General features: G+C 68.0%; 16 protein-coding genes and 3 tRNA genes. 11 read left to right on the top strand and 8 right to left on the bottom strand.

Features of this window, described 5'->3' with window-relative positions:
• Positions 1-79 precede the first annotated feature (79 nt).
• The gene (locus ACIHA7_RS05535; RefSeq protein WP_397285815.1) at positions 80-1,114 is read left to right on the top strand and encodes an aldo/keto reductase; all 1,035 of its coding nucleotides are present in this window, start codon (positions 80-82) and stop codon (positions 1,112-1,114) included.
• A gap of 17 nt (positions 1,115-1,131) precedes the next feature.
• Here the strand turns inward: ACIHA7_RS05535 and ACIHA7_RS05530 are convergent, their stop codons facing one another.
• The 4 genes from ACIHA7_RS05530 to ACIHA7_RS05515 form a co-directional block, all read right to left on the bottom strand.
• On the bottom strand, positions 1,132-5,307 hold the full coding sequence (locus ACIHA7_RS05530; RefSeq protein ID WP_397285813.1) for a molybdopterin-dependent oxidoreductase: 4,176 nt from the start codon (positions 5,305-5,307) through the stop codon (positions 1,132-1,134).
• A gap of 112 nt (positions 5,308-5,419) precedes the next feature.
• Positions 5,420-6,217, bottom strand: coding sequence for a demethylmenaquinone methyltransferase (locus ACIHA7_RS05525; protein ID WP_397285811.1), 798 nt, complete (start codon positions 6,215-6,217; stop codon positions 5,420-5,422).
• Positions 6,218-6,288: 71 nt separating this feature from the next.
• On the bottom strand, positions 6,289-7,428 hold the full coding sequence (locus tag ACIHA7_RS05520) for a glycosyltransferase family 4 protein (protein ID WP_397285809.1): 1,140 nt from the start codon (positions 7,426-7,428) through the stop codon (positions 6,289-6,291).
• 98 nt (positions 7,429-7,526) lie between these two features.
• Positions 7,527-7,979 (bottom strand): DUF3592 domain-containing protein, encoded by a 453-nt coding sequence (locus ACIHA7_RS05515; protein WP_397285807.1) that lies wholly within the window; start codon positions 7,977-7,979, stop codon positions 7,527-7,529.
• A 39-nt stretch (positions 7,980-8,018) separates the two neighbouring features.
• Between ACIHA7_RS05515 and ACIHA7_RS05510 the strand changes: the two genes are divergently transcribed.
• Positions 8,019-8,525 carry a DUF2505 domain-containing protein gene (locus ACIHA7_RS05510; protein ID WP_397285805.1) on the top strand — a complete coding sequence of 169 codons (507 nt, stop codon included), beginning with the start codon at positions 8,019-8,021 and terminating at the stop codon, positions 8,523-8,525.
• Between the two features lie 60 nt (positions 8,526-8,585).
• Here the strand turns inward: ACIHA7_RS05510 and ACIHA7_RS05505 are convergent, their stop codons facing one another.
• On the bottom strand, positions 8,586-9,023 hold the full coding sequence (locus ACIHA7_RS05505) for a VOC family protein (RefSeq protein ID WP_397285802.1): 438 nt from the start codon (positions 9,021-9,023) through the stop codon (positions 8,586-8,588).
• Between the two features lie 102 nt (positions 9,024-9,125).
• On the opposite strand from ACIHA7_RS05505, the gene ACIHA7_RS05500 reads away from it, so the two are divergent.
• Positions 9,126-9,698, top strand: a complete 573-nt coding sequence (locus tag ACIHA7_RS05500; RefSeq protein ID WP_397285800.1) for a PadR family transcriptional regulator — start codon at positions 9,126-9,128, stop codon at positions 9,696-9,698.
• Between the two features lie 11 nt (positions 9,699-9,709).
• Positions 9,710-10,159 (top strand): deazaflavin-dependent nitroreductase, encoded by a 450-nt coding sequence (locus tag ACIHA7_RS05495; protein WP_397285798.1) that lies wholly within the window; start codon positions 9,710-9,712, stop codon positions 10,157-10,159.
• Here the strand turns inward: ACIHA7_RS05495 and ACIHA7_RS05490 are convergent.
• Both ACIHA7_RS05490 and ACIHA7_RS05485 read right to left on the bottom strand, forming a co-directional pair.
• Entirely contained in the window at positions 10,156-10,584 is a 429-nt protein-coding gene (locus ACIHA7_RS05490) for a helix-turn-helix transcriptional regulator (protein WP_397285796.1), read from the bottom strand. The genes ACIHA7_RS05495 and ACIHA7_RS05490 overlap by 4 nt on opposite strands.
• Before the next feature lie 89 nt (positions 10,585-10,673).
• A complete protein-coding gene (locus ACIHA7_RS05485) occupies positions 10,674-11,939 on the bottom strand; it encodes a geranylgeranyl reductase family protein (protein WP_397285794.1) in 1,266 nt (421 codons plus the stop codon).
• Positions 11,940-12,133: 194 nt separating this feature from the next.
• Between ACIHA7_RS05485 and ACIHA7_RS05480 the strand changes: the two genes are divergently transcribed.
• Positions 12,134-13,156 (top strand): polyprenyl synthetase family protein, encoded by a 1,023-nt coding sequence (locus tag ACIHA7_RS05480; RefSeq protein ID WP_397285792.1) that lies wholly within the window; start codon positions 12,134-12,136, stop codon positions 13,154-13,156.
• A gap of 82 nt (positions 13,157-13,238) precedes the next feature.
• Positions 13,239-14,117 (top strand): zinc metalloprotease HtpX, encoded by an 879-nt coding sequence (gene htpX, locus ACIHA7_RS05475; protein ID WP_397285790.1) that lies wholly within the window; start codon positions 13,239-13,241, stop codon positions 14,115-14,117.
• 4 nt (positions 14,118-14,121) lie between these two features.
• On the opposite strand, the gene ACIHA7_RS05470 is transcribed toward htpX, so the two are convergent.
• Positions 14,122-14,613, bottom strand: a complete 492-nt coding sequence (locus ACIHA7_RS05470) for a YajQ family cyclic di-GMP-binding protein (RefSeq protein WP_135233588.1) — start codon at positions 14,611-14,613, stop codon at positions 14,122-14,124.
• A 167-nt stretch (positions 14,614-14,780) separates the two neighbouring features.
• Between ACIHA7_RS05470 and ACIHA7_RS05465 the strand changes: the two genes are divergently transcribed.
• The 5 genes from ACIHA7_RS05465 to ACIHA7_RS05445 all read left to right on the top strand — a co-directional run bounded on the left by ACIHA7_RS05465 (position 14,781) and on the right by ACIHA7_RS05445 (position 16,859).
• Positions 14,781-14,863 (top strand) — tRNA-Tyr (locus ACIHA7_RS05465).
• Between the two features lie 210 nt (positions 14,864-15,073).
• Positions 15,074-15,146, top strand: a tRNA-Thr gene (locus ACIHA7_RS05460).
• Positions 15,147-15,238: 92 nt separating this feature from the next.
• A tRNA-Met gene (locus ACIHA7_RS05455) sits at positions 15,239-15,314 on the top strand.
• Positions 15,315-15,356: 42 nt separating this feature from the next.
• Complete coding sequence (gene rpmG / locus ACIHA7_RS05450; RefSeq protein WP_014988500.1) at positions 15,357-15,527, top strand: 50S ribosomal protein L33; 171 nt, start codon at positions 15,357-15,359, stop codon at positions 15,525-15,527.
• 270 nt (positions 15,528-15,797) lie between these two features.
• Positions 15,798-16,859 (top strand): fused (3R)-hydroxyacyl-ACP dehydratase subunits HadA/HadB, encoded by a 1,062-nt coding sequence (locus tag ACIHA7_RS05445; RefSeq protein ID WP_397286535.1) that lies wholly within the window; start codon positions 15,798-15,800, stop codon positions 16,857-16,859.
• Positions 16,860-16,955: the final 96 nt, after the last annotated feature.

Below are 16,955 nucleotides of genomic sequence, written 5' to 3'. Positions count from 1 at the left end.
GGGTCTCCAGTTTCATTTAGCGCCGATTGGGTGTACCGTTCGACGTGTTAACGGAACTATAGACCCTTTAGGAGTCACAATGGAGTACCGGCGGCTTGGCGCATCAGGTCTGCACGTTCCGGCTCTGAGCTTCGGCGCAGGCACCTTCGGCGGGCGCGGCGAACTGTTCAGCGCCTGGGGTGACACCGACGCCGAGCAGGCGCGGCGGTTGGTCGACATCAGCCTGGAGGCGGGTGTCACCATGTTCGACACCGCCGATGTCTACTCCGACGGCGCCTCGGAGGAGGTGCTCGGCGCGGCCATCAAGGGCAGGCGCGATCAGCTGCTCCTCTCCACCAAGGCCTCGCTGCCCACCGGCCCAGGCCCGGCGCAGGCCGGTTCCGGCCGCGCCCGGCTGATCGGCGCGGTGGAAGCCTCGCTGCGCAGGCTCGGCACCGACTACATCGACCTGTTCCAGCTGCACGCCTTCGACGCGGGCACCCCGGTCGAGGAAGTTGTTGCCGCACTGGACGATCTGGTGCGCGCGGGCAAGATCCGCTACCTCGGCGCCTCCAACTTCGCGGGCTGGCAGCTGATGAAATCGCTTGCCGCGGCCGACAAGCACGGGCTCACTCGCTACGTCGCGCACCAGGTGTACTACTCGCTGGTCGGCCGCGACTACGAGTGGGAGCTCATGCCGCTCGGCCAGGACCAGGGCGTCGGCGCGGTGGTCTGGAGCCCGCTGGGCTGGGGCAGGCTGACCGGCAAGATCCGGCGCGGCCAACCCCTTCCGGAGGGCAGCCGGTTGCACCAGACCGCCGCAGCCGGTCCGCCGGTCGACGACGAAAAGCTCTACGACGTAGTCGACGTCCTCGACGAGCTCGCCGCCGAAACCGGCAAGACCGTCCCGCAGATCGCCCTCAACTGGCTGCTGCGCCGCCCCACCGTTGCCACCGTCATCGTCGGCGCCCGCAACGAGGACCAGCTACGCCAGAACCTCGGCGCCATCGGCTGGGAACTGACCACCGACCAAATCGCCCGCCTGGACAAGGCCGGCGCAACCACCCCGCCCTACCCCTACTACCCGTACTACCGCCTGGCCGACTTCACCCGTCTGAATCCCCCTGCGGTGTAGCCGAACCGGTGCGTCGCTCAGTAGACGTCGCGGACGTAGCGCTTCTGGGCGACGAGTTGTTTGCGGAAGGCGAGGGCGCCCGCTTCGTCGAGGTTGCCGTGGACGCGGGCGATGCGCAGCAGCGCTTCGTCCACGTCCTTCGCCATTCTGGTCGCATCGCCGCAGACGTAGAGGTGGGCGCCGTCGCACAGCCAGGACCACAGCTCGGCGCCGTGCTCGATCATGCGGTGCTGCACGTAGATCCGCTCCCGCTGGTCGCGGGAGAAGGCCAGGTCGAGGCGGGTGAGGAAGCCGGAGCGGAACATGTCTTCCAGTTCGGTCCGGTAGTAGAAATTGCGGGCGGCGTGCTGTTCACCGAAGAACAGCCAGTTGCGGCCGGTGCAGCCGAGCGCGCGGCGCTCCTGCAGGAAGCCGCGGAACGGCGCGATGCCGGTGCCGGGGCCGACCATGATCATCGGTGCCGTCGGGTCGGCGGGCGGGCGGAAGTGCGGCGCGCGCTGCAGGAAGATCGGCACGGCGGCGGCGCCGGTGCCCGCCCGGTCGGCCAGGAAGGTCGAGCACACCCCGCCGCGCCGGGCCGACGATCCGATGGCCGCGGGGTCGCCGTAGCGCACCACGCCGACGGTCAGCTGCACCTCGTCGGGGCTCACCAGCGGGCTCGACGAGATCGAATACTGGCGCGGCTGAAGTTTTTTCAGCGTGCCGAGCCAGTCGACCAGATCGGCTCGCACCGGGAAATCGCGCAGCACGTCCACCGCTTGGCGGTCCCACAGGTAATTGTCGAGTTCGATCCGATTGTCGCGCCGCAGCAGCTTCGCCAGCCGGGTGTTCGGGTTGCGTTCGGCGATGAAGGTGAGCAGGTCGTTGCTCACCTTGCTGATGTCGTAATGCGTGCGCAACGCCTCGGCGAGCGACAGTTCGCGATCATCGACCTCGATGATCCGGCGCCCGTCGAGCCCGGCACCGGCCAGCCACTCGTCCACCAGCGCCGTGTCGTTGGTCGGCCAGACGCCGAGCGAGTCGCCGACCTCGTAGTCGGCCTCCAGACCGCGCAGATCGAAGCCGAACTGCCGCACCTCTTTCGGCGAGTCACTGAGGGTGAGCGGCTCGTTGCGCACCAGCGCCGCCGGTACCGGCGCGTGCCGGGTGAACGGCGCGATCTCCCGCCGGGTGCGCCCCGGCGCGGGAGCGGGCGCGCGGGTGAGCACCGCCGTCATGGTGCCGCCGCCACGGCTGGGCGTCGGGCCTTTCGCGGGCGGGCCCGGATCGTGTTCCGGCGCATCACTCGCCGAACCCGCACCGAGCAGCGCCACGATCGCATCGAGCCAGCGCTCGGCGGGCTCGCGGAAGTCCGGTTCGCTGTCGACGCGCTCGAGCAGCCGCACCGCACCGCATTCGGCGAACCGTTCGTCCAGTTTGCGGCCGTGCCCGCAGAAGTCGTCGTAGGAGGAGTCACCGAGGGCGAAAACCGCGTAGCGCACGCCGGTGAGACGAATCGCAGTGCTGTCGAGCTGGTTCCAGAAGTCGGCGCCGTTGTCCGGTGGCCCGCCGTCGCCGAAGGTGCTGCTGATCACCAGCACGTTACCGGACAACGCGTCCACCGCAGACGAATCCATGTCGAGCAGCCTCGGCGCGAAACCACACTCGGTGAGCCGCGCGGCCACCGTCGCCGCGAGCTCCTCGGCCGTCCCGGTCTGCGAGGCCCACAGCACGGTCACCGGGTGGGCACTCGCCGCCTCGGGTGCCTCGGCGCGGGAGTACATGCCTGCCAGCACGCCATCGATCCAGAGCCTGCTCTGCGCGGACATCGGCGCGGCGGCGGGCAGCACGGGCTGCCCGGTCACCGGAACCGCCTGCAGCGCGGCGAGATACCCGCTGAGATAGATCCGCTCGGTCTCGCTGAGCATCGGGGTGGTGGCGGCGTCCAATCCGAACATCGCGGCCAGCGGATGTGCCGCGGCCATCGCTGGCGTCGGCACCGCGGGCGAGTGCGGCGGGTCGACCTCCGGCACCGCCACTCGGCGCAGCGAGACCGCGCACGCTTTCAACTCCGGTTGCAGCGACGCCGGATCGACGGCGTCGTTGGTGACCGCGTTGATCGTCAGATATTCACCGTGCTCGTCGTTCCAGTGGAACGGCGCGAAGCAGTCGCCCGGCCGGACCCGGTCGCTGATCTGCACCGGCAGGACGGCCCGCCCGCGCCGTGAGGCGATCTCGAGGTGGTCGCCCGCGCGCACCCCGAGCCGCTCCGCGTCGGCCGGATGCACCTCGACGAACGGCTGCCCGTTCAACTTGTTCAGCTTGTCGATCTTGCCGGTCTTGGTCATCGTGTGCCATTGGTGCTGGAGCCGACCGGTATTGAGGACGAACGGGTAGTCGTCGTCGGGCAGCTCCGCGGGCGGCAGGTGCGGGCGCGGCCAGAACACGGCGCGCCTGCTCGGGGTGGCGAACGCCAGCCTCGGCCGATGGCCGGACTCGTCGACATGCAGGGTCTGGCTGACCCCGTCGTTGCGATAGCGAATCGGATTGCGGGGGCCGCCGCCCTCGGGGCACGGCCACTGCATCGGCCCTTGCCTGAGTCGCTCGAAATCCATGCCGCGCAGGTCATATCCGGTAGCGGGGTTGGCGAACTGTTTGATCTCGGCGAAAACCTCGGCGCTGGAGGCGAAGTCGAAGCCGGCGAAGCCCATCGCGGTGGCCACCTGGGCGATCAGCAGCCAGTCCGGCCGGGCGTCGCCGATCGGATCGACGGAGCGCTGCAGCAGCGTGACGTTGCGTTCCGAATTCACCATCACCGCATCGGCCTCGGCCCACAGCGTGGCGGGCAGCAACAGGTCCGCGTAGGCGTTGGTCGCGGTTTCGGCGTACGCGTCCTGCGCGATCACCAGTTCGGCCGCCTCCAGCCCGTCCAGCACGGTCTTGCGGTTGGCCACCGTGGCAACGGGATTCGTGCAGATGATCCAGGCGGCCTTGATGGTGCCCGCCGCCAGCTCGCGGAACATCTCGATGGTGCCAGGGCCCACCTCGTCGCGAATCGTGCCCGCCGCGAGGCCCCAGGCGGTCTCCACGAACGCGCGGTCGGCGGGGGAGAGCACGCTGCGCTGGCCGGGCAGGCCGGGGCCCATGTAACCCATTTCGCGGCCGCCCATGGCATTCGGCTGTCCGGTCAGCGAGAACGGCCCGCTGCCGGTGCGCCCGATGGCGCCGGTGGCCAGGTGCAGATTGCAGAGCGCGTTGGTGTTCCAGGTGCCGTGGGTGGACTGGTTGAGCCCCATCGTCCACAGCGACATCCACTCACCCGCCGCGCCGATCCACTGTGCGGCGGTACGGATGTCGGCTTCGGCGAGCCCGGTGATCTCGGCGACCCTGGCGGGTGGATAGTCGGTGAGGAATTCGGGCATCCCGGCCCAGCCCTCGGTGTGCTCGGCGATGAACTCCTGGTCTATGTCACCGTTTTCGACCAGCAGATGCAGCAGGCCGTTCAGCAGTGCCAGGTCGGTACCTGGCGCGATCTGCAGGAAAAGGTCGGCGCGCGCCGCGGTATCGGTGCGCCGCGGGTCGACGACGATCAGCTTGGCACCGGCCTTGACCCGATCGACCATGCGCAAGTACAGGATCGGGTGACAGTCGGCCATGTTCGCGCCGATCACGAAGAACAGGTCGGCGTGCTCGAAGTCGTCGTAGGAGCCGGGCGGCCCGTCCGCACCCAGCGACTGCTTGTAACCGGTACCGGCACTGGCCATGCACAGCCGCGAGTTCGCCTCGATGTGCACGGTTCGCAGATAGCCCTTGGCCAGTTTGGTCGCCAGGTACTGCGCCTCGAGCGACATCTGCCCGGAGACGTACAGCGCGATCGCGTCGGGCCCGTGCTCGTCGAGGATCGCCCGCAACCGGTCGGCCGCCTCGCGCACGACGTCGTCGACCGGCACCGGCACCGGCTCCTGCCCGCGTTCGGGCCGTCGGAAAGCGGTCTCCATCCGGCCGGGGGCGCACATCAGTTCCAGGTGGGTGGCGCCCTTGGTGCACAGCCTGCCCGCGTTCGCCGGGTGCAGCTTGTCGCCGCTGACCTTGGCGATCACCGGTGCCCCGTCGGCGCCGGCCCGCGTCTGCACCGTGACGCCACAACCGACGCCACAGTACGAGCATGCCGTCCGCGCGGTGCCGTCCGCGCGCGTCGTGCCTGCGTCCACCATGCCCCGATCATGGCCATCGCCGATTGCGGCGGGTTTACCGCGCGTTATCGCCAGATGACATTGCCCCTCACAGGCGGAAAAATCGCCGGTGAGGTGTGACGCAGGTCGCTGATCAGCCCAGTTTGTACGCGCGATGCAGCGCGACGATCCCGCCGGTGAGGTTGCGCCACTTCACCGAGGACCACCCGGTGCTCGCGATCCGCAGCGCCAGTTGCCGCTGGTTCGGCCAGGCGCGGATGGATTCGGCCAGGTAGACGTACGCGTCCGGATTACTGCTGACCGCGCGGGCCACCTTCGGCAGCGCCTTCATCAGGTACTCCATGTACACGGTGCGGAAACCGGGCACGACCGGCGTGGAGAACTCGGCGATAACGAGCCTGCCGCCCGGCTTGGTGACCCGAAGCATCTCGCGCAGCGCGCCCTCGGTGTCGGAGATATTGCGTAGCCCGTAAGAGATCGTCACCCCGTCGAACGAGTCGTCGGCGAACGGCAGCGCCAGCGCGTCGGCGGCCACCATCGGCACCTTGCGGTGCCGCCCTGCGGCGAGCATGCCCTGGGAGAAGTCGGCGGCCAAGCACCAGGCGCCGGACTTCGCCAGATCGACCGTGGACACCCCGGTGCCCGCCGCGAGGTCGAGAATCCGCTCGCCCGGCCGCGGCGCCAGCGCCTTGCGCACCGCCCAGCGCCAGTAGCGATCCTGACCGCCGGAGATCACGGTGTTGGTCAGGTCGTACCGTCGCGCGACACCGTCGAACATCGTCGCGACCTCGCGCGGCTGTTTGTCCAGCGAGGCCCGGACTGATCCGCCTCTCCGCGTATTCAGGCCATACAAGTCGGGTGCCTCCTGGGTCGCGTTCAGGTCCTGCGTCAGATGCGCCGCAGTTTTGGGCGTGCCCGACGAGTTACCCATGTTCTCACGAGACCTGTTGTCGCGTTCCGCTCGGCCGCTGCGCGGCGATCAGCGCAGAGGAACAGCGTGGTTCAGGCTGTATGCGGTAGCCGCATTCGGTTACCGGTCACGTCCGCGTAATGCCCCATCAGTTCGGTGCAGATCGCCGGCCAGGTGCGGTGCAGCACAGATTTGCGTGCGGCTCCGGCGAATCGGGCCCGCAGTACCGGATCATGCAGTGCGCCAACGGCACTCGGCAGCAGTTCGGTGAAACGATCGACCGGGAGCAGATAGCCGTTGCGACAGTGCGCGATCAGGTCGCGCGGGCCGCCCGCGTCGGGGCCGATCACCGGGATACCGGAGGCGAGCGCTTCCTGTACGCCCTGACAGAAGGTTTCGTGCTCGCCCGCGTGCACCATCACGTCCAGGCTCGCGTACGCCTGGGCCAAGGCGTCGCCGCCGAGTTCGCCGGTGAACACGGCGGTCGGCATCATCCGCGCGAGCCGCTCGCGCTCAGGCCCGTCACCGACGATCACCAACTGGATGTCCGGGTCCTTCGCCAGCACCGCGAGCCGCTCGACGTGCTTCTCCGGTGCCAGCCGTCCGACGAAGCCGACCACCAGCCTGTCGCCGTCGAGCCAGGAGTCGCGCAGTGCGGTCCGCCGCGCCTGCGGGGTGAACCGGACGATGTCCACGCCTCGTCCCCACCGGTGCACGCGCGGAATTCCGTGCTGCGCCAAATCTTCCGCCGCCGCCCGGGACGGCGCCAGCGTCCTGGTCGCGCCCTCGTGGATGCGCCGCGTCCAGGCCCACGCCGCCCGGCTGGCCAACGCGAGCCCGTAGCTCTTGGCGAATCCGGCGACGTCGGTCTGGTACACCGCCACCGTCGGCAGATCCAGCCGCATGGCCGCGGCGAGACCGCCGGCCCCGAGCAGGAACGGCGAGGCCAGATGCACCACGTCGGCGTCGAAATCCTCGATCGCCGAGACGATGCCCGGCTGCGGCAGCCCCACCGGCAGTGAACTGATCTTCGGCACCATCACCGCGGGCACCCGGTGCACCCGGAACCGCTCGTGCCAGCGCGCGGCGGGGGCGAGCCCGCGCGTGGTGTCCGGCGCGATGATCAGGGCGTCGTGGCCGTGCCGGTCCAGGTGATCGAGCACCCGGAGCACGGAGTTGACGACGCCGTTCATATTCGGCAGAAACGACTCGGCAACGATCGCTACACGCACACTCTCAGGTTGACGGCCACAGCGCGCCGTCTCGCCACGCATGCGTGAAGGACACCTAAAGATCGAGCGAACTCCTCGGGCCGACCCGGCGCGGTGCCTCAGCTCGCGCCGGGCCGTCGCCTGCCGAGCCGGATCAGTAGCCACACCGTCGGCAGGGCGATCGACCACACCACGACGATCACCGACAACGCGGGTGGAATCGCGACGCGGACATCGCGCCCCTCCACCCGGACCAGATCGGGGTCCGCGCGGTTGTATTCGACCCGGATGCGTTCACCCGCGGTGAGATTGGTCGGGTACAGCACGCCGACCTTCGGATTGTGCGTCTCACCGTCGGGGGTCACGTACATGACCGCGGAGCGCAGCCGCCCCGCGGAGAGCACCTCGGCGCTGGCCACGCCCTTGTCCGAGCTGATCAGGTAGTCGTTGCGCCAGGCGGCCAGCACCAGGAGCACGACGAGCACGCTGATCACCGTCGCCGCCGTGAGCACGCCGATTCTGGCCCGCCGCAGGCGGATCGATCGTCGATCAGACTGCGTGGTTTCCAACACCGCAACAGGCTACCGATCGACTGGACTACCGTGTCGCGCATGTCCCGAAAATTCAGCTTCACCGTGCCTTACACCGTCCCGGTCGAAGATCTTCACCGGGCACTTACCGACGAGAAAGTCTGGCAGGCGCGTTTCGCCGACGCCGAGACCGCGACATTGGACCTTTCGCATCCCGAGGGCGAGGGCACCATCCGCATCCACATGACCGAAAAGGCCGCGCAGGACAAGATTCCCAGCGTGGTGAGCAAGGTGCTCAAGAGCGAGCTCATGCTCTCGCGTACCGACAACTGGCAGGCGCTCACCGGCGAGGTCGCCAAGGGCACCTTCGAGGGCGCGACCGGCGGCATCACCACCGAGATGTCGGGCACCTACGAAATGCGCTCGACCGCAGAGGGTTCCGAGATCGAGGTGGTCGGCACCGTGCAGGTGAAGGTGCCGCTGGTCGGCGGCGCCATCGAGCCGCTCGCCGAGCAGCTGCATCATCGGGTGCTCAACAGCGAGCGCAAGTTCATCGAGGAGTGGGTCGCCGCGCAGGCGACTGCCTGAGCTCCTGGCAGAACCTGAACCCGTCGTCCCGACAGCACGGCCGGGGCGACGGGTTTCGTTTTACGCGAAGTCCGCGGGGGAGTACTCCTTCTGCTCCACCAGCACCAGCCAGTTCCCGGAGTTGTCCCGGATGATCGCCTCGGTGCCGTAGGGCCGTTCGGCGGGCGGCTGAACGAACTCGACGCCCTTGGCGGTGAGCTCCTCGAAGGTCTGCTGGCAGTTCTCGGTGCTCAGGCCGAGCGCGCCGTGCGTGCCGTTCGCGAGGGCACGGCGGATGGCCTCGGCCAGGTTGTCGTCCAGTGGCGGTCCTGGGACCATCAGGGTGATCTCGAGCTCCGGGTGCTTCGGGTGCGCGATGGTGACCCAGCGGAACCCGTTGTCGCCCATGACGATGTCGGCGACCTCGACGAAGCCCAGCTTGTCGATGTACCACTGCTTCGATTCGGTCTGGTCCGTGACGTACACGGTGACCAGCGAGACATTCGTGATCGTTGTCATGCGGCAAGGCTATGGCGGCGGCTCGGCCGGTTGCTTCTCGGAAATTGCTGTCTTCGCGGTATAGTCGAGTTCGGTTATTCGAGTTCGAGTATTTGGAGCGTGATGGCGACACAGCGAGCCCGCAGAACCCCCTTGGCCCTGGCCGTCCTGAGCCTGCTCAACGAGCGCCCCATGCACCCGTACGAGATGCAGGCGCTCATCAAGGACCGCCACGTCGGCCGGGTGGTGCGGATGCGCGGTGGATCCGTCTACGACGCCGTCGCGCGACTTGCCGCGAGCGGGCTGATCGCTCCGGTGGGCACCAGCCGGGCAGGCGCGCGTCCGGAGCGCACCAGTTACGAGATCACCGCCACCGGGCGCGCCGAACTCGACTCGTTGCTCGACGAATATCTCGCCGAGCCGATCAACGAATATCCGCGCTTCCCGGCCGGTCTCGCGCACATCCTCAATCTGGCACCGGAGCGCGCCGCCGAACTGCTCGGTCTGCGGGCCTCGGCCTTGCGCGCCGCCGCGGCCGAGTTGACCGCCGACCTGGCCGCAGCGCGGGCCGCCGGAGTTCCGGAAGTCGTCCTGATAGAGGGCGAACTCCAACGCGAACTACTCGACACCGAACTGCGGTGGGTGGAGCGCGCCGCACGACGGATCAGCGACGGCGATCTGCCGTGGCCGACCTGAAAGGAGTTGTCATGGAAACGAAACTGGGCCTGCCCGGTTGGCTGAAACCGATGAATCGCGTGGTGATCACGCTGAACCGGCTGGGGCTCTCGATCGGCACGATGCGGGTGCTTTCGGTGCCCGGCCGGGCCTCCGGCGAGCTACGGACCACCCCCGTCTCGCCGCTGACCGTGCGCGACGCGCGCTACGTCGTCGGTCACGCCAAGGCCGAGTGGGTGCGCAACGCGCGCAAAAGCCACTGGGGCATCCTGGCCGAGGGGCGCAAACGCCACCGCGTCGACCTGATCGAACTGCCCGCCGAGGAACGCGGCGCGGTACTGCGCGAATTCCCGCGGGAGGTGCCGCACGGCGTGCCGTTCTTCATCAAGCTTGGCCTGGTCGAGTCCGCCGACCCGGACGAGTTCGCGGCCGCGGCCCCGCGCTGCGCGGTGTTCCGCATCGAAAACCCCACTGCGGCCTAGCTACTGCGCTTCCGATCGCTCAAGCCGTGCATGAACACGTAGCACCCCGGAATGCGTGGTGCGCCGTCGGCGAACTTGGCCTGATATTCCGAGGGCGAGACGCCGACCAGCTGACGGAATTTGCTGCTGAACGAGCCGAGGCTGCTGTAACCGACCAGCATGCACACCTCGGTCACCGTGACATTGGTGGAGCGCAGCAGATCCTGCGCGCGTTCGATCCGCCGCTCCGCCAGATACGCGGCCGGCGTCAACCCGTAGACCGCGGCGAACGCCCGCAGGAAGTGATATTTGGAAACCCCTGCGGCGGCCGCTAATTCCTCCAGCCGGAGCGGATCGGCGTACCGCCGATCCGCGAGGTCGCGGGCCCGCCGCAGATGCGGCAGCAAAGACAACGCGGGTAAGCCACCTGCTGGTTGTTCACCCATGGCGGAACCTGTCGTTACGAGGGCAAGGCGGGTTCAGCCTATACCGGCCGCGCACATCGCCGACTCGGGGAAACCGCAGGTCCGCCGGGTCAGGCGAAGGGCGGAAGGTCGTCGGCGCGCATCGACATCCGCCCCGCCGCCCGCCAAGCCCGCGCGGTCAGATCCACGTCCTCGTCGGTTACCAGGTTGCCCATCACCCGGACCGCGGTGCGCTGCAAGTACTTCGACCACATCACCGGCGGCCCGCCGATCGGCACCATCCGCGGATGGGTGGCCAGCCCGGCGATCCGCCGCGCCACCGAGAAGGTGCGCCCGTACTTCGCGCGCAGCAGCTCAGGCCAGACGCGGGTGAGGTCCGGTTCGTCCAGCAACCCCGCCAGCATGTGCCCGCCCTCCAGGCCGTAGTCGATGCCCTCGCCGTTCAGCGGGTTCACACAGCCCGCGGCATCGCCGACCAGCACCCAGTTGCGGCCGGCCACATTCGACACCGCGCCACCCATCGGCAGCAGCGCCGAGGCCACCGCGCGCAGCGAACCCTCGAACTCCCATTCGTCGAAACGCAGCTTCGTGTAGTGCTCCAGCAGCGGTTTCAACGCGATATGCGAGGGGCGCTGCTCGGTGGCCAGCGAACCGACCCCGATATTGACCTCGCCGTTGCCGAGCGGGAAGACCCAGCCGTAGCCGGGGACCAGCGCGTTGTCGGCGTCGCGCAGTTCCAGATGCGAGGTGATCCACTGGTCGTCGCTGCGGCCGGACTTGATGTAGGCGCGGGCCGCCGTGCCGTAGGCATACTGCCGATGCCAGGTGCGGCCGAGCAGCCGCCCGATCGGCGAACGCACCCCGTCGGCGACGATCAGCGTCGCGCAGTCGATGATGTGCGTGCCTGTCGCGGTTCGCACCGTCACACCGGTGACCCGGTCCCCGTCGCGGGTGACATCGACCACTTTGCTGCCGTCGATCATCCGCGCGCCGGACTTCACCGCGGTCTCGCGCAACTTGTCGTCGAGTTCGGTTCGTGGGACGGCACTTCCGTATGTCGGGAACGAACCGGCGGGCCACGGCAGCAGGGCCTCCCTGCCGAACCCGGTCATCCGCAGGCCGTGGTTGACGGTGTGCGCGCGCAGCCAATCGCCGAGGCCGAGGTGTTCGAGTTCGGCCGTCGCGCGCGGGGTCAGCCCATCGCCGCAGGTCTTGTCTCTGGGGAAGACGGCGGAGTCGAGCAGCACCACGTCGCGCCCGGCCCGCGCGGCCCAGGCGGCCGAGGCCGATCCGGCCGGGCCCGCGCCGACCACCAGCACCTCGGCCCTGCTTGGCAGCGCATCCCCGCCCGCGGGAGTGACTTCCGGTGAACCCATGCGCTCAATACTTGCAGGGCAATCTTGTTCGTGTCGACGGCGGGCGCGTCGGCGGCGCCGCGGGTCGGCGCGGCGCGCGGAAAATGGTGTGCGAAAGTGTCTGATACACCGCATAGTGACGGTGTTCATGGGCCATCCGCTGGGGACACGCTAGGTTCTCTATCGTGGGGTCGGACGGATCGGTGGGAGAAGAAATGAGCACATCGGCTGTGAAGGACGAGAGCACCGTGGTGGCCGGGGTCGATCTCGTCGACATTGAACTCGCGGCGACCGTGCGCAACGGCCTGGAAGAGGTCGAGAAGCTCCTGGTCGACGAGCTGTCCGACGGCGAAGACTTCCTGCAGGAGGCGGCGCTGCACCTGGCGAAAGCCGGCGGCAAGCGGTTCCGCCCGTTGTTCACCATCCTCACCGGCCAGCTCGGCCCGAACCCGACCGATCCCGCGCTGATCACCGCGGGCACCGTCGTCGAACTCGTGCACCTGGCCACGCTCTACCACGACGACGTGATGGACGAGGCCACCATGCGCCGCGGCGCCCCGAGCGTGAACGCGCGGTGGGGCAACAACATCGCGATCCTGGCCGGCGACTACCTGTTCGCGCACGCCTCCCGACTCACCTCGACGCTGGGTCCCGACGCGGTCCGCATCATCGCGGAAACCTTCGCCGAGCTGGTCACCGGCCAGATGCGCGAGACCATGGGCGCCCGCGAATCCCAGGACCCGGTCGAGCACTACCTGCGCGTCGTCTGGGAGAAGACCGGCTCGCTGATCGCGGCCGCCGGCCGCTTCGGCGGCACCTTCTCCGGCGCGGGCGCCGAGCACGTCGAGCGGCTGGCCCGCCTCGGTGACGCGGTCGGCACCGCCTTCCAGATCTCCGACGACATCATCGACATCTCCTCGGCCGCCGAGCAGTCCGGCAAGACCCCGGGCACCGACCTGCGCGAGGGCGTGCACACCCTGCCGGTGCTGTACGCGCTGCGCGACGAGGGCGCCGACGGCGACCGCCTGCGCAAACTCCTCGCCAACCCCCTGCAGACCGACGCCGAGGTCGAGGAGGCCCTCGACCTGCTGTCCCGCTCGCACGGCATGGTGCTGGCCAAGGAGAAGCTGCAGGGCTTCGCCGACATCGCCCACGCCGAACTCTCCGCCCTGCCCGCGGGCCCCGCCAACGACGCCCTCGAACACCTCGTCCGCTACACGATCGAGCGCGTCGGCTGAGTTCAGCAGGAACTTTGCTTCGTGCTTCTATCGTTGACCCGTTGTCAACACTCAACGTTCGGGGGAGTGGGCAAGGAGACCGATGCACGGGCACGGGTACGCGAATGGCTTGAAGACCTTCGGGCTGATGGTCGGCCTGTCGGCTTTGATCGTGCTCGCCGGCGCGGCGTTCCGCAGCCCGACGATCCTGATCATCGCCATCCTGCTCGCCGTCGGCATGAACGCCTACGCCTACTTCAACAGCGACAAACTCGCGTTGAAGGCGATGCACGCGCAACCGGTCAGCGAGCTGGAAGCGCCGGTGATCTACCGGATCGTGCGTGAGCTGGCGACCACCGCGCGCCAGCCGATGCCGCGGCTCTACATCAGCCCGACCAACGCACCCAACGCCTTCGCCACCGGCCGCAGCCCCCGACACGCCGCGGTCTGCTGTACCAGCGGCATCCTGCAGATCCTGGACGAGCGGGAGCTGCGGGCCGTGCTCGGCCACGAGCTATCGCACGTCTACAACCGCGACATCCTGATCTCGTCGGTGGCGGGCGCGCTCGCCGCGGTCATCTCCGGCCTGGCCAATCTGGCCTTCTTCGCCTCGGCGTTCGGCGGCAATCGCAACGGCGAAGGCCCGAACATGCTCGGCGTGCTGCTCGTTTCGCTGCTCGGGCCGATCGCCGCGAGCCTGATCAAGCTGGCCGTCTCCCGCTCCCGCGAATACCAGGCGGACCAGTCGGGCGCCGAACTCACCGGCGACCCGCTCGCCCTCGCCTCGGCGCTGCGCAAACTGGAGCGCGGCGTGCAAGCCGCCCCGTTGCCGCCTGAGCCGCAATTGACCGCCCAGTCACACCTGATGATCGCCAACCCGTTCCGGGCGGGTGAGCGCGCCGCCCGCTGGTTCTCCACGCACCCCCCGATGGCCGAGCGCATCGCTCGGTTGGAGGAAATGGCGGGCGGCCCGAGGCCGTAGCCCGCTAGCGGTAGTTGACGAACTGCAGTGCGATACCGAAATCCTCGCCCTTGAGCAGCGAGATGACGGCCTGCAGGTCGTCGCGCTTCTTGCTGCTCACCCGCAGTTCCTCACCCTGGATCTGCGCCTTCACGCCCTTCGGGCCCTCGTCGCGGATCTTCTTGGTGATCTTCTTCGCATGCTCGGTGTCGATGCCCTGCACCAGTGTTCCGGTGATCTTGTAGGTCTTGCCGGAGGCGACCGGCTCGCCGGCGTCGAACGCCTTGAGCGAGATGTCGCGGCGAATCAGCTTCTCCTTGAACACCTCCAGCGCCGCCTTGACCCGCTCCTCGGCCTCGGCCGTCAGCACGATCTTGTCCTCGCCGGACCACTCGATGGCCGCACCGGTGCCACGGAAGTCGTACCGGGTGGTCAGCTCCTTCTCGGCCTGGTGCAGGGCGTTGTCGACCTCCTGACGTTCGACCTTGCTGACGACATCGAATGACGAATCGGCCACACTTCGCTCCTGTCCTGGCGGTCCAACTACTCGCTCGACCGGTTGATCGGTCACCGTTAGTTGTACCCCGCGGCGCGACCGTAGTCCCGCCGCATGGCCGATGGCCAGCCGGTTTGCAATCAGGGCGGGGGGTGGATGTATTCTGCTTTTCGCGCCGAGAGCGCGACGGCAGATTGCCCGAGCGGCCAATGGGAGCGGACTGTAAATCCGTCGGCGAAAGCCTACGTAGGTTCGAATCCTACATCTGCCACCCGGAACCCCCGTGGATCGTCTTCGATCCGCGGGGGTTTCGTGCTGCTGGGGTCTGTCCGCCGCTTTCGATGCCGCCGCCGGCCGGATGATCTCCGGAAAAAGGCTTCTGACCACCCGGTTTGGAGCTCTGACCGTTGGGTGTGTAACCTCGTTCAAGACTTCGCCGCGCCGGGGTCCAGTGTTCAAGTCCTGGTGCGGAAGTAGTCATGCCCCCTTAGCTCAGTCGGCAGAGCGTTTCCATGGTAAGGAAAAGGTCAACGGTTCGATTCCGTTAGGGGGCTCGCCGGATTGCCGGTGGTGACCGACTCGGCATCGCATATAGTTTCCACTCTGGTGGAAGCCGGGGCGCCGCACCACAGCAATGCGACCCCGTGGCGGTGTAGCTCAGTCGGTAGAGCAAACGACTCATAATCGTTGTGTCGCCGGTTCAAGTCCGGCCATCGCTACCAAAACCGATCAGACCAACTGGTTGACCCGAAAGAAGGAATATCGTGGCCGCGAAGTCCACCGATGTCCGGCCAAAGATCACCTTGGCCTGCGAGCAGTGCAAGCACCGCAACTACATCACCAAGAAGAACCGGCGCAACGACCCGGATCGGCTGGAGCTCAAGAAGTTCTGCCCGAACTGCGGCACGCACCGGGGACACAAAGAATCCCGCTAGTCCGCCACGCGTGATGCTGCCGCGTGGATCGGCGTCGGGAGCCTGATTGCTCCCGGCAATCTCGGATCGTGACAGTGCGAGGGCCGGACGTTTGTCCGGCCCTGACGCATTTTCGCGGTCGGGTGCGGTAGGTGAGCGAGCAATAGCGAGGGAACGAGAGTCACAGCCGCCACTGCGGTCACGACGGAAGCCGAGCGCTAGCGAGGCCAGCTCGTGAACGCTCCGCCGACTCCGGGCTCGGGGTCAGATAGGTACAGTCCTCCCGTGACAATCAACACCGGTACAGACGAAGCGGTTCAGGCGGTCGAGACCTTCGACCCCGCGGCGCACGCGGCCTCGATGGTCGGTCACCACTACCGCGTCGACGACTACTACGAGGTCGGCCGCGAGAAGGTGCGCGAATACGCGCGCGCCGTGCAGGACTACCACCCGGTGCACTGGGACGAGGACCTCGCGCAGGAGTACGGCTACGACGGCCTGCTCGCGCCGCTGACCTTCATCTCCCTGGTCGGCATTCTGGCCCAGCGCAAGCTCTTCGAGCAGATCGTCACCGGCTACGACCTGAGCCAGATCCTGCAGACCGACCAGATTCTGGAGTTCCACCGGCCGATCAAGGTCGGCGACCAGCTGGTCTGCGACGTCTACCTGCACTCGTTCCGGCAGGCCTTCGGCGGCGACATCATCGTCACCAAGAACATCGTCACCGCGCAGAACGACGAGCTGGTGCTCACCACCTACACCACGCTCATCGGCCGCAGCGGCGGCGACATCGACCCGAACCTCAACGACACCGTCCGCAACGTGCTGATGCACGGCATCGGCGAGGACGCCCCGGATCACAAGCCGCGCGCCAATATCATCGCCGCGCCGGTGCAGCCCGCCACGGTGCCCGAGATCACGCCGAGCAAGCACGCGATCAGCTTCGACGACATCGCGGTCGGCGACGAACTGCCCGCCCGCATCGTCCGGCTCACCCGCGGCGACCTGGTGAACTACGCCGGTGTCTCCGGCGACGCCAACCCGATCCACTGGAGCGACGAGGTCATCAAGCTCGTCGGCCTGGACAACGTGGTGGCGCACGGCATGCTCACCATGGGTCTCGGCGGCGGTTTCATCACCTCCTGGCTGGGCGATCCCGGCGCGGTCAAGGAGTACAACGTCCGCTTCACCAGCCCGGTCTACGTGGGCACCGACGAGGCCGCCGAGATCGAGTACACCGGTAAGGTGAAGTCGGTGGATCCGGAGACGCGGACCGCGGTCGTCGCCATCGTGGCGAAGTCGGCGGGGCGCAAGATCTTCGGGCGCGCGACGGCGACCGTGCAGCTGGCCTGACCTGGTCGACTGACCCTGATTGGCTAACGACGTGGGCGGTAACGTACACTCAAGTTTCTGGGGTCACCAGCCGCTGCGCGCTGCTCTGTAGGGCTG

It is taken from the genome of Nocardia sp. NPDC052316 (assembly GCF_044547795.1).
GTDB lineage: Bacteria > Actinomycetota > Actinomycetes > Mycobacteriales > Mycobacteriaceae > Nocardia.
This window is presented reverse-complemented; position numbering and strand designations above follow the sequence as displayed.